The sequence below is a fragment of the Microbacterium sp. NPDC056736 genome (assembly GCF_042790415.1).
GTDB lineage: Bacteria > Actinomycetota > Actinomycetes > Actinomycetales > Microbacteriaceae > Microbacterium.
In genome coordinates, this window is sequence record NZ_JBHTZE010000004.1 from 204,623 (window position 1) to 217,164 (window position 12,542).

11 protein-coding genes are annotated in these 12,542 nt (G+C 71.8%); 9 read left to right on the plus strand and 2 right to left on the minus strand.

Annotated elements, in window-relative coordinates; translation table 11 throughout:
- The first annotated feature begins 17 nt into the window (after window positions 1-17).
- From ACFRAL_RS10370 to ACFRAL_RS10405, 8 genes are all read left to right on the plus strand, one after another.
- Window positions 18-1,154 (plus strand): 5-(carboxyamino)imidazole ribonucleotide synthase, encoded by a 1,137-nt coding sequence (locus tag ACFRAL_RS10370; protein ID WP_378882450.1) that lies wholly within the window; start codon window positions 18-20, stop codon window positions 1,152-1,154.
- A 128-nt stretch (window positions 1,155-1,282) separates the two neighbouring features.
- Window positions 1,283-1,750 (plus strand): 5-(carboxyamino)imidazole ribonucleotide mutase, encoded by a 468-nt coding sequence (gene purE / locus ACFRAL_RS10375; RefSeq protein WP_378882811.1) that lies wholly within the window; start codon window positions 1,283-1,285, stop codon window positions 1,748-1,750.
- Entirely contained in the window at window positions 1,747-3,216 is a 1,470-nt protein-coding gene (locus tag ACFRAL_RS10380) for an LCP family protein (protein WP_378882453.1), read from the plus strand. The genes purE and ACFRAL_RS10380 overlap by 4 nt, the downstream gene beginning before the upstream one ends.
- A gap of 3 nt (window positions 3,217-3,219) precedes the next feature.
- Window positions 3,220-4,350: a glycosyltransferase gene (locus tag ACFRAL_RS10385; RefSeq protein ID WP_378882455.1), complete on the plus strand. Its 1,131-nt coding sequence runs from the start codon at window positions 3,220-3,222 to the stop codon at window positions 4,348-4,350.
- 121 nt (window positions 4,351-4,471) lie between these two features.
- Window positions 4,472-6,457, plus strand: coding sequence for a cell wall-binding repeat-containing protein (locus ACFRAL_RS10390; RefSeq protein WP_378882458.1), 1,986 nt, complete (start codon window positions 4,472-4,474; stop codon window positions 6,455-6,457).
- 92 nt (window positions 6,458-6,549) lie between these two features.
- Window positions 6,550-7,452 (plus strand): ABC transporter permease, encoded by a 903-nt coding sequence (locus ACFRAL_RS10395; protein WP_378882461.1) that lies wholly within the window; start codon window positions 6,550-6,552, stop codon window positions 7,450-7,452.
- Entirely contained in the window at window positions 7,449-8,192 is a 744-nt protein-coding gene (locus ACFRAL_RS10400; protein ID WP_378882464.1) for an ABC transporter ATP-binding protein, read from the plus strand. Before ACFRAL_RS10395 ends, ACFRAL_RS10400 begins: the two co-directional genes overlap by 4 nt.
- A gap of 1 nt (window position 8,193) precedes the next feature.
- The gene (locus ACFRAL_RS10405) at window positions 8,194-10,104 is read left to right on the plus strand and encodes a DUF6541 family protein (protein ID WP_378882467.1); all 1,911 of its coding nucleotides are present in this window, start codon (window positions 8,194-8,196) and stop codon (window positions 10,102-10,104) included.
- Here ACFRAL_RS10405 and ACFRAL_RS10410 read toward each other — a convergent pair.
- Together ACFRAL_RS10410 and ACFRAL_RS10415 are read right to left on the minus strand one after the other, a co-directional pair.
- The gene (locus ACFRAL_RS10410) at window positions 10,101-10,490 is read right to left on the minus strand and encodes a DUF2304 domain-containing protein (RefSeq protein WP_378882470.1); all 390 of its coding nucleotides are present in this window, start codon (window positions 10,488-10,490) and stop codon (window positions 10,101-10,103) included. The two genes, ACFRAL_RS10405 and ACFRAL_RS10410, sit on opposite strands and share 4 nt — an antisense overlap.
- Before the next feature lie 5 nt (window positions 10,491-10,495).
- The gene (locus ACFRAL_RS10415; protein ID WP_378882473.1) at window positions 10,496-11,197 is read right to left on the minus strand and encodes a glycosyltransferase family 2 protein; all 702 of its coding nucleotides are present in this window, start codon (window positions 11,195-11,197) and stop codon (window positions 10,496-10,498) included.
- A 67-nt stretch (window positions 11,198-11,264) separates the two neighbouring features.
- Between ACFRAL_RS10415 and ACFRAL_RS10420 the strand changes: the two genes are divergently transcribed.
- Window positions 11,265-12,464, plus strand: a complete 1,200-nt coding sequence (locus tag ACFRAL_RS10420; RefSeq protein ID WP_378882476.1) for a glycosyltransferase family 4 protein — start codon at window positions 11,265-11,267, stop codon at window positions 12,462-12,464.
- The last annotated feature ends 78 nt before the right edge of the window (window positions 12,465-12,542 follow it).

The window sequence follows — 12,542 nt, forward strand, 5'->3', positions numbered from 1 at the left end:
AGTCGAGAGGGAATGGCATGGCGCTGCGAGTCGGAGTCGTCGGGGGCGGGCAGCTGGCCCGCATGATGATCGCGCCGGCGGTCGAGCTCGGGGTCGAGCTGCGGGTGCTCGCCGAGGAGGAGGGCATGTCGGCCTCGCTCGCCGCGACCGCCGTCGGCGACTACCGCGACGCCGCCACGGTGCTGGCCTTCGCCCGGGACGTCGACGTGCTCACCTTCGACCACGAGCACGTGCCGCAGGAGGTGCTGGCGGCGCTGGTGGCCGAGGGCGTCGCCGTCCACCCTGGTCCCGACGCGCTGCGGTACGCGCAGGACAAGCTGCTGATGCGCGCACGCCTGCAGGAGCTGGGGATGCCGCAGCCGGACTGGGCGGCCGTCACGACCGCTGAGGAGCTCCAGGCCTTCATCGACGACCACGGCGGCCGGGCGGTCGTGAAGACGCCGCGCGGCGGGTACGACGGCAAGGGCGTGCGCGTCGTCTCGGCGGGCACGGAGGCTATGGACTGGTTCGCGACGCTCGCGGAGGACGCTCGGGGCGGCGCGCTGCTGGCGGAGGAGCTGGTCGAGTTCACGCGCGAGCTCGCCCAGCAGGTCGCCCGCCGTCCGTCGGGCGCCGTCCGGGCGTATCCGGTGGTCGAGACGGTCCAGCGCGACGGCGTCTGCGCCGAGGTGATCGCGCCCGCCCCGCACGCGGGGGACCGGCTGCAGCAGGTGGCGGCCCAGGTCGGCGTCGGCATCGCCGAGGGCCTGGGCGTCACCGGGATGCTGGCGGTGGAGCTCTTCGAGACCACGGACGAGCGACTGCTCGTCAACGAGCTCGCGATGCGGCCGCACAACAGCGGGCACTGGAGCCAGGACGGCGCGGTGACAAGCCAGTTCGAGCAGCACCTGCGCGCGGTGCTGGACCTTCCGCTGGGCGACACCGATCCGCTGGCCGAGTGGGCGATGATGGTCAACATCCTCGGCGGCCCGGCGCAGGACGCTCTGGACGCGCGGTTCGCCGCGGCGATGGGAGAGCACCCGCAGGCGAAGGTGCACACCTACGGCAAGGCGCCCCGTCCCGGGCGCAAGGTCGGTCACGTCACCGTCGTGGGCGACGACCTGGACGACGTCGCGTACCAGGCGCGGGCCGCGGCATCCGTCTTCCTCGACTGAGCGCTCGAGCGGCTCCTGAGCTTGCCGACGGGGCCGCGCCGTTGCGGGGATCTTCCAGCCTCGCCCCCTACCCTTGACGAGTGACTGCGCCCCTTCACTCCTCCGAGGCGCCGCTGGTCGGCGTCGTCATGGGTTCCGACTCGGACTGGCGGGTCATGAGCGATGCCTCCCAGGCCCTCACCGACTTCGGGATCCCCCACGAGGTGGAGGTCGTCTCGGCGCACCGCACGCCCGACAAGCTCATGCGCTACGGGCGGGACGCCCGCTCGCGCGGCCTGCGGGTCATCATCGCGGGAGCGGGGGGCGCTGCCCACCTGCCGGGCATGCTGGCGTCGGTGACGGCGCTGCCCGTGATCGGGGTCCCGGTCCAGCTCGCGACGCTCGACGGCATGGACTCGCTGCTGAGCATCGTCCAGATGCCCGCAGGAATCCCGGTGGCCACGGTCTCGATCAACGGCGCCAAGAACGCCGGGCTCCTGGCCGCGCGCATCCTCGGAGTCGCCGACGATGCCGTGGCGGATCGCGTCGAGGCCTACGCCCGTGACCTGGAATCCCAGGTGGAGGAGAAGAACCGGCGGCTCAGGGAGTCGCTGTGAGCATCGCCAGTCCTCCGCGCACGGGCGCCAGGGCGGTGACGGCCGCGGTCGTGAACGAGCGTCCGCTGCGGTATCCCGACACCTCGTCCCGCGCCCTCATGACCCGGCGCGGGTGGTGGCTGGTCGGTCTCAACTTCCTCATCCCGGGCTCGGCGCAGGTGCTCGCGGGCAACCGGCGGCTCGGTCGCTTCGGGATCGCATCCACGCTCGTGCTGTGGGTGCTCGCGGTGGTGGGGGTGCTGTTCGCCCTGCTCGCGCCGACCGCGGGGCTGAGCCTGGTCACCAGCGCGTGGCTTCCGGACTGGCTCGGACTCCTCCGCCCGCTGCCGCTCCTCGTCGCGCAGGGCGTGCTCATCGCCTACGCCGCGCTGTGGATCGTGCTCACGATCGACACGCTGCGCCTCGTGCGGCTGGTCAGGACCGGGCGTGGCGCCCGCTTCGCGATCGCGACCGTGGCCGTGGGGCTGCTCGTCGTCGCCAGCGGCACCGCCGCCTACGCATCCACGGCGGTCGGCACCGCCCGCAGCACGATCTCGACGATCTTCGGGGCGAGCGGTCCGACCGTGCCACCGTCGGACGGGTACTACAACATCCTCCTGCTCGGCGCCGACAGCGGCGAGGGCCGCGACTCGATGCGGTTCGACAGCATCTCGGTCGTGTCGGTGAACGCTCAGACGGGGGCCACCACGATCACCGGCATCCCACGCGACATGCCGCATTTCCCGTTCTCGGAGGGACCGATGCGGGACCGCTATCCCGACGGCCACGAGGGCTTCTCCGACCCGTCGTGCGGGTGGGGGAGCGGCATCAACCAGCTGCGCACCGAGGTCGAGGTGTGCCAGGACGGCGCGGAGCTGTATCCGGATGCCGAGTCCAACGGATCGGCCCCCGGCATCGAGGCCACCAAGGACGCCGCCGAAGGCATCCTCGGCATCGAGATCCCCTATTACGTGTTCATCGACATGCACGGGTTCGCGTCCCTCGTCGACGCTCTCGGCGGCGTCGAGATCACCGTCGCCGAGCGCCTGCCCAAGGGCGGCGGGCCGTCGTACACCGGCCAGCCGGTCGAGGAGTGGGCGATCGGCTGGATCGAACCCGGCACGCAGCGCATGGACGGCGACACCGCGCAGTGGTACGCCCGCTCCCGCTACACCACGAGCGACTTCGACCGCATGGAGCGCCAGCGGGAGCTGCAGGCGGCGATCCTCGCGCAATTCACCCCGCAGGTGGTGCTGACCCGGTTCCAGGACGTCGCCGCGGCGGGTGCCGACATCGTGCAGACCGATCTGCCGCAGTCGCTCATCCCGACGCTCGTGGACCTGGCGATGAAGGCCAAGGAGCAGCCCGTGCAGACGCTCGAGCTGACGCCGGCCGGCGGGATCGACGAGTTCGACCCCGACTACGCCTATATCGCCGAGCTGATCCGGACGACGCTGCACCCGCCGACCGAGACGCCGGAGGGCTGAGCGGTGGTGGCGACCCTTCGCGTCATGCTGGACCAGCTCGTGGCGCCCAGTGAGCCGCAGCTCGCCGAGGCATCGCTCGAGCTGGCGCGGGCTCTCGTCGTGGCCGCGCCCGACGGGTGCGAGGTAGAGGGCATCGGCCCCGCGGGCGGCGCGGACGACGCGTTCGCGGCGGTTCCGGGGCTGTCCGCCGTCCGGCGCAGCGCGCTGCCGCGTCGCGAGCTCGCCGGTGCGCTGCAGCTCGGGGTGGGCAGCGGCCTCGGCGGCGGCATGATCCACGCGCCGTCGCTGTTCGCGCCCCTCGTGCGGCACGACCGCGTCCACGACCACGACCAGACCGTCGTGACGATCTGGGATCTGCGGCCGTGGGAGGCGTCGTCCGAGCTGCCTCGCTCGGTCGTCGGGTGGCACCGGGCGATGCTCAAGCGCGCGGCCAAGCACGCCGACGCGGTCGTCGTGCCGACGCACTCGCTCGCCACGCGGCTGCTGGAGATCGCCCCTTCGCTGGCGAACAGGGTCCGGGTCATCGCCGGCGCCGCCCCGTCCCGATTCGCGGTGCCGACGGACGAGGTCGGTCGTCGTCGGGGGCTCGACCTGCCGGAAGGATTCGTGCTGATCTCCGGAGGCCCGCCCCCTTCGGAGAACCTCGCCACGGCGCTGGCAGCGGTGGCGGCATCCGGCATCGACCTCCCCGTCGTGGTCATCGACGTCGAAGAGGGGGACGAGCCGGCGGTCGCCGACATCGCCTCCGCCGCGGGCGTGCCCGAGCGCGCCGTGCATGTGCGGGGCGCGCTCGATCCCGCCGACCGCGCCGCCGTGTTCGGCGGGGCGGTCGCGCTCGTCGCGCCGTCGCGACGGGCCGCGTTCCCCTGGCGCGTAGTCGACGCGCTGCGGCTCGGCGTCCCGGTGATCGCCGCGGCCTCTGCCGTGCACGACGAGGTCGTGCTCGACGGGGGAGTGCTCGTCTCGGCGACCGGCGCCTCCGAGCTGTCCGACGGCCTCGGTGCGGCGCTCGCGTCGGCGCTCGCGTCCACGGCACAGGCCGAGCGGCTCGGCGTGCTGGCCGGTGATCGCGGCCGCGCCTTCTCGTGGCGCGAGGCGGCCGACAAGGTGTGGCTCCTCCACGCCGAGCTGTAGACAGCCTTCGAGTCTTCCGAAAGCGACGTGTCGATGCGCCGCTTTTCGGTCTCGTGTTGTACTCATCCGTCCCATCGGTCACACTGGTCACATGGCGGGGGCTATCAGAAGGCGCGTGCGCGTGTCGAGATCGACGATCATCGGGATGCTGGCCGTGACGGTGATGCTGATCTCAGGCCTCACCGGAGCGACCTCCGCCGCCGCGGCAGCCGGGCCCCAGGCCCGCGAATCCGGCATCGTGGCCGCCGCCGATCTGAGCTCGTTCCAGCCGGGCAACATCGTCAGCGACGCCGTCTTCTTCTACAAGGACGCGATGACGGAGGCGCAGATCCAGGCCTTCCTCGAGCAGAAGGTGCCGAGCTGCAAGGCGGGCTACACGTGCCTCCGGGACTGGTACGACACCTCGCGCACCACCTCCGCGGACGCCATGTGCGGCGCGTACCAGGGCGGCGTCCGCGAACGCGCATCGCGGATCATCTACAAGGTGGCCCAGGCGTGCGGCATCAACCCGCAGGTGATCCTCGTCACCATCCAGAAGGAGCAGGGCCTCGTCACGCACACCTGGCCCAGCGACTGGCGGTACACGATCGCCATGGGACAGGGATGCCCCGACACCGCGGCGTGCGACACGCGGTATTACGGCTTCTTCAACCAGGTCTTCGGGGCGGCATGGCAGCTCAAGCGCTACGCCAACCCGCCCGGGACCAGCCAGTACTTCACGTGGTACGCGCCGGGCAAGACGTGGAACGTGCGCTGGCACCCGAACGCCGCGTGCGGCTCGTCGCCGGTCTACGTGCAGAACCAGGCCACCGCCAACCTGTACTACTACACCCCGTATCAGCCCAACGCCGCAGCGCTGCGCGCGGGCTACGGCACGGGGGACGGATGCTCCAGCTACGGCAACCGCAACTTCGTCAACTACTTCACCGACTGGTTCGGCTCGACCCAGGTGCCGGTGAACGCGTGCGCCCAGCCGGCGGAGTCCTCGCTGACGCCGGGTGAGGCGGAGTTCGTCGTGAACGTCGCCGCCCTCAACGCCCGCTCCGCTCCGTCGACCTCGTGCGAGCCCGTCGTACGGTCGCTCTCGCAGGGCACCGCCGTGACCAGGACCGCGACCTTCGGCGAATGGGCGCGGATCCGCATCGACGGAGCCCGGTACTGGGTGCACGGGAGCTACCTGAGCCCGGCGGCGCCCCTGCCATGGTCGACGAGCCGGACGTCGGGGGCCACCCGGTACGAGACCGCCGTCGAGGTCTCGAAGACCACGTATCCGACCGGCGCTGCGACGGTCTACCTCGCGTCCGGCTTCGACTTCCCCGACGCGCTCGCGGCCGCCCCGGCCGCCGTGAAGTCCGGTGGCGCGCTGCTCCTCACGAGCCCCGGCTCCCTTCCCGCCTCGGTGAAGGCGGAGCTGAGCCGGCTCGCCCCGAAGCAGGTCGTCATCGTGGGCGGCGTCGGCGCCGTGAGCGCCGCCGTCGAGGCCGAGGTGGCTGCGCTGCTCCCTGCGGCGGCCCGCCAGCGCATCGGCGGCGCCGATCGCTACGAGACCAGCCGGCTGCTGGCAACGAAGGTCTTCGGCACGTCGGCGAGCACCTACATCGCCACCGGCGCGGGATTCGCGGACGCGCTCGCCGCCTCCGCGGTCGCCGGCGCCAAGGGCGCGGCCGTGGTCCTGGTGGAGGGTTCGGCAGCCGCCGCCGATCCGGCAACGCTGGCGGCGCTCAAGCAGCTCGGCACGACCTCCGCGGTGATCGCGGGCGGCACCGGTGCGGTGAGCGCCGGCGTGGCGGCCTCGTTCGGTGGCGCGGGCATCGGCGTGACCCGCTACGGGGGGACCGACCGCTACCAGACGAGCCAGCTGATCAACGCGGCGGCCTATCCCGCCGCGGTGGGAAGCGCGCTGCTGGCCACCGGCGTCGACTTCCCCGACTCGCTGGCCGGCGCCGTGCTGGCGGGGCGCACCAAGGTGCCGCTGTTCTCGCAGCCGACCTCGTGCATGACCGGTGCCGCCAAGAACTGGCTCATCGCCCACGGAGTGAAGGCGGTGCGACTGATCGGCGGCCCCGGCGCGCTCACGGATTCGGTGGCACGCGCCCTGCGCTGCTGAGCAGGGCCGACGCTCAGGGTCGCCTCCGACCCGCGCATAGAATGGGACGAGCCCGCGACGCGAACGCGGCGACCAGCCTAGTGAGTGGGACCGTGTCCGATACCCGAGATCTCTTCGCGCACGTGCCCCGTGCGCAGTTCGACGTCCCCGGTCGCAGCGGCGGGCTCCTGGACGTCTTCCGCTGGCACTATCTGCTGCGCCTGCTCGTCCGCACGGGCGTCACGACGCGGTACCGCAACTCGGTGCTCGGGTGGACGTGGTCGTACGTGCGGCCGGCCGCGCAGTTCCTCGTCTTCTGGGTCGTCCTCGGTCTCTTCCTGAGCCTCGAGCGCGGCATCCCCAACTACGCGATCTACCTCTTCTCGGGGATCGTCGTCATCAACCTCTTCTCCGAGGCGTACAAGAACGCGACGACGTCCATCGTCGGCAACGCGCCCCTCGTGCGCAAGGTCTACCTGCCGCGACAGCTCTTCGCCGTCTCCGCGGTGATCGTGGCGTTCGTGCATTTCCTGCCGCAGGTCGGTCTGCTGCTGGTGGTGTGCCTGTTCCTCGGCTGGATCGTCAACATCTCGGTGGTGTCCGTGCTCGCGATCCTGGCGGGCGTCGCGATCGTGTTGGTCTTCGCGCTGGGGCTGGGGCTGCTGTTCGGATCCGTCAACGTGCGCTACCGGGATGCCGAGAACATCGTCGAGCTGCTGCTGCTGCTGGCCACGTGGGCGTCGCCGGTGCTCTACTCCTGGACGATGGTGCGCGACGCGCTCCAGACGCTCGGGTGGCCGGACTGGATCCTCGAGCTCTATCTCCTCAACCCGATCACGCAGGCGGTGGAGCTCTTCCACTTCGCGTTCTGGAATCCCGTCACGACGACGACCCTGCCGCTGCCGCCCGACCTCGCCATCAACACGCTGTGGACCTTCCTCATCTCCGTCACCGTCCTGATCATCGGGCAGTCGGTGTTCCGCCGGCTCGAGGGAAGGTTCGCTCAGGACCTATGACCGATCGCACCCTCACCACGCCGCGGCCGTCGATCATCGTCGACGGCGTGCACAAGAAGTTCACCCTCAACCACGCGTACTCCCTCAAGGACACCGTCGTCTCGTGGATCCGCGGCCGCCGGCTCACGAGCACCTTCGAAGCGCTCAAGGGCGTCGACGTCGTCATCAACGAGGGCGAGTCCGTGGCCATCCTCGGCCTCAACGGGTCGGGCAAGTCGACGCTCCTCAAGCTGATCTCCGGCGTCATGCAGCCCGACGGCGGCGAGGTGCTCACGCGCGGCCGGGTGGCCGGACTCATCGAGGTGGGCGCCGGATTCCACCCCGAGCTGTCGGGCCGCGAGAACGTCTTCCTCAACGCGGCGATCCTCGGCATGGCACGGCGAGAGATCGAAGAGCGGTACGACGAGATCGTCGCCTTCAGCGAGATCGAGCCCTTCATCGACCAGGAGGTGAAGCACTACTCCTCGGGCATGTTCATGCGGCTGGCCTTCTCGGTCGCGATCCACGTCGAGCTGGACGTGCTCCTGGTCGACGAGATCCTCTCGGTCGGCGACGCGCCGTTCCGTGAGAAGTGCCGGCTCAAGTTCCAGGAGCTCATCGCCGCCGACAAGACCCTCGTCGTCGTCAGCCACGACATGGAGATGGTGCGGGAGCTGTGCACCCGCGGCATCGTGATCGACAAGGGCAACGTCGTGTACGACGGCCCTGTCGAAGGGGCCATCGCGCGGGTCGAGGGCTGACGTGGCCGACTGGATCGCACAGGCGCCGGCCCTGCTGGCCGCCGCGGCGCTCCTGCTGCTGCCCGGAGCGCCCGCCGCCTGGCTGATCGGCCTCCGCGGCGCCCTGCTGCCCGGCGGCGCCGCAGCGATCTCGCTGGCGACGGTCGCGGTGGCGGCCCTTCTGGCGCCGCCGGCCGGAGTGCACTGGTCGCCGCTGGCGGTCGTCGCCCTCGCCGCCGTCGTCACGGCCGCCGTCGCGCTCATCCGGTGGCTGCGTCGCTCCGAGCGACCCGTCGCGCTGGGACGCGCGTCCGTCTGGGTCTTCTCGAGCCTGGCGCTCAGCGCGGTGCTGTGGATCGGCGCGGCCGCGTGGGGCATGGCCTCGCCGACGCATCCCGCCCAGCACTTCGACGTCGTGTTCCATCTCAACGCGGTCGCGTTCGTGCTCGACCACGGCTCCGCGTCCCCCGTCGACATGACCATGGCCGCTCCGGGAGCGGCGCACTCGTTCTACCCGACGCTGTGGCACGCGGTGACGGCGCTGATCGTCCCGGTCGCGGGCGGCGTGGTCGCGGCGACGAATGTCATGACCCTGGCGGTCGTCGGCGTCCTGTGGCCTGCCGCCGTGCTCTTCCTCGCGGCGAGCGTGTGGCCCGACCGGGAGCGCACGCTCATCGCCGCGCCGCCGCTGACCCTCGCGTTCGCGCTCTACCCGCTCGGCTTCCTCAACTGGGGCGCGCTGTACCCGAACCTGCTCGGGAACGCGCTCGTGCCCGTCGTGCTGGGGCTCGCCGTTCTGAGCGCCCGTCGCGGCGCCCGGCCGCTGTGGCAGCGGATCCTCGTCATCGTGGCCCTGATCGGTGCGGCCGGTGCAACGGCCGTCGCGCATCCGTCGTCGCTGCTGACGGCACTGGCACTCGTGCTGCCGTTCGCCGCGGGCCGGGTGGCGGTCGCCTGGCGGACGGCGGGCACGACGCGCGCGGCGAGGGTCGGCGGGACGGCCGCCGTGGCGTTCGGGGCGCTGCTGCTGATCGGCATCTGGCCGTCGCTCAACGTCACGACGAACGAGTGGATGCCGTACGAGTCGCTCGCGCAGGCGCTCGGCGAGGCCGTGGCGCTGGGTCCGGTCGGCAGGCCGGCGAGCCTGCTGGTCGCCCTGCTGTCGATCATCGGCGCCGTGACCGCTTTCCGCACGAGGAGCGGCCGCTGGCTCGTCGGCGCACAGCTGATCGCCGCGGGCCTCTTCGTCGTCGCCGCTTGGCTGCCGGTGCTGTGGCTGCGATCCTCGATCGTCGGCCTCTGGTACGACGACGTGGTGCGCGTAGGCGCCGTGCTCGCCGTGGCGGCCCTGCCGCTGGCCGCCAGGGGAGCGGATGCCGTGGTCTCACGGTGCCTGACCTGGTGGCGCACCCTGCCCCGCCGTGCCTCGGTGGTGCGCATCGGCGCGGTCGCGCTGGTGGCGCTGCTCGTCGCCGCGCCCACGCTCCTGGCTCCCCGCCACGAGGTGCTGGCGATGCGCGAGCTGAGCTTCCTCGCCTCCGAGCAGTCGCAGGGGCTGAGCCCCGACGAGGCGGATCTGCTCGAGGAGGCGTCGGAGACCCTCCCGGCCGGCGCGGTCGTCATCGGCGACCCGCTCACGGGCGCGGGCCTGGTGTACGCCTACACCGGTCGCCGCACGGTCTTCCCGCACATCAAGGGCGTCTACGGCCCCGATGCGGCACTGCTGGGCACCCGGCTGCGCGAGGGCGGGCCGGAGGTGTGCGCGGCGGTGGAGCGGCTGGGGGTGGAGTACGCCCTCGACTTCGGCGATCGCGTGATCTTCCCGAAGTACGGGGAGCTGTACACGGGGCTGCACGACCTCGATCGCTCGCCGGTGCTGACCGCGATCGCCGAGGAGGGCGACGCGACGCTGTACCGCGTCACCGGCTGCTAATCGCGCTGGGCCTCGTGCGGGGTGCCGTCGGAGGCGGCATCCGGAGCCGGTGCTTCCTTCTCGGCGCCGGCCTCGAGCAGGGCGACCTTGCGCGCCAGCAGCGTCAGCTGGCGCTGAAGCGCGATGTTGCGCCGGTACTGCGTCCACACGAACACCAGGAAGACCAGGACGAGCGCGTACAGCAGCAGGTCGGTTCCGCGGCCGACGCCGACGAGGTTCGCGAGCCAGGTGAGCCACTGCGGGAACAGCACGGCCAGGATCGCGGCGATGACGAACACCCCGAAGAGGATGCGGCGGATCGCGAGGTGGCTGTCGGAGCCGGTCCGGCGCATCACGAACGCGGCGAGCAGCACGATCGCGGCGATCAGGAGGAGCTGGATCCACATGGGGGTCACCTCACGACCAGGTCGACGAGGATGTTGACGGAGTTGAGCAGGCTCTGGCCCTTCGCGCGGGAGTAGTCGGTGTAGAGCAGCTCGACGGGGTACTCGCGCCAGGGCAGGCCGGTCCGGCCCAGCTGCAGCACGATCTCGGTGGCGTGCGCCATGCGGTCCTGCGACAGCCGGACTCCGGCGGCGGCGTCGCGCCGGATGACGCGCAGTCCGTTGTGGGCGTCGGTCAGGGTCAGGCCGGTGGTCATGTTGGTGACCCACACGGCGGTCTTCAGCACCGCCTTCTTGAGAGCCCCCGGCCGGGTGCGGTCGTCGAGGAAGCGCGAGCCGAAGACGATCGCGAGATCCTCGCGACGAGCCAGCGCCACCATCGCCACCGCGTCCTCGACGCGATGCTGACCATCCGCGTCGAAGGTCACGATGAACTCGCACGACGGGTGGGCCAGGGCGAACTCGATCCCGGTCTGCAGGGCCGCGCCCTGACCGAGGTTGATCGGATGCCGCACCATCGTCGCGCCGGCCGCGGCGGCGACGGCCGCAGACTCGTCGGACGAGCCGTCGTCCACGCACACGACGTGGGCGAACCGCTGCCGCAGCTGCGCGATGACCTCGCCGATGACGGATGCCTCGTTGTACAGCGGGATGACCACCCAGGCGCCGGGGTCGCCGGGGCGCGCGCGATCCGCCGGCGTGCTGCTCATCCATCCATTGTGACAGAGCACGCTAGGCTGAACCGGCCGCCGTCGCGTCATCCCGAGGAGTCCCGCCGTGCACGGACCCGACGCACGAGCGCGAATCGTGATCGCCAGCAGGCTGTACGAGCCCGAGGCCGGGGCCGCGGCGTTCCGCATCGCCGCCGTCGCCCGTGCGCTCGGTCGCGATCACGACGTCACCGTCCTCACCACGCGTCCTCCGGCGGGATCTCCCGACGAGCCCGGCACCGGCCCGATCCGGGTGTCGCGGGCCCCGGTGCTGCGGGATCGCAGCGGCGCCATCCGCGGGTACCTGCAGTATCTGAGCTTCGACATCCCCCTCTTCGTCCGGCTGCTCCTGCGGGGGCGTGCCGACGTCATGGTGGCCGAGGCCCCGCCGACGACCGGCCTGGTCACCCTGCTGGCCGCCCGCTTGACGCGGAGCCGGTTCGTCTACTACCCCGGCGACGTGTGGACCGACGGCATGATCGCGATGGGCGCCTCCGGACTGCTCGTCCGCATCATGCGCGCCGTCGAGTCGCTCGTCGTGCGTCGCGCGGACCTGCTCATCGCGGTGTCCCCCGAGATCATCGGGCGCTTCGCGGCTCTCGGCGCGAGGGTCGAACGGGTCGCGGAGGTCGGGAACGGCATCGATGTCGACGTCTTCGGCCACGGCGTCGAGCCCATGCCGGCGGAGCGGCCGTACTTCGTCTACACCGGGACGATGTCCGAATGGCAGCGCCCCGAGCTCTTCGTCGAGGCGCTGGCCCTGCTCGGCGACGAGGGCCGCTCCGTCGACCTGCGGTTCTTCGGCCAGGGCGCGTCCGAGGCGGCGGTGCGCGAGAGCGCCGAGCGACTGCTTCCCGGCCGGGTCATGATGACGGGCTGGGTGCCGCCCGCCGTCGCGGCGAGGTGGATCAGCGGCGCCGTCGGCGCGCTCGTGAGCATCGTGCCCGGGATCGGCTACGACTTCGCGCGCCCGACCAAGACGTATGCCGCCGCGGCGGCGGGCACGCCCGTCCTGTTCGCGGGCCCCGAGACCGGCGCCGCGGTCGTCCGCGACGCCGGGCTGGGCGAGACCGTGCCGTTCGACGCCGTCGCCGTCGCGCAGGCGATGCGCCGCCTGCTCGAGGCGGATCGCGCGGGGGAGACCGAGCGGCTGCGGGCCCGCAGATCCGCATGGGCCGCCGACACCGTCTCGCTGCGCGCCGTCGGCGAGCGGGCGGCTGCCGCGGTCCTCGGCGCCCTGCGGGGACCACGCCGGCGTGGCGGATAGACTGGCACCGCACAGCGGACGGCCCTATCGCCCTGTGCAAGGAGCCCCTACCGTGACAGATCCTTCCGCCGTGCGCGT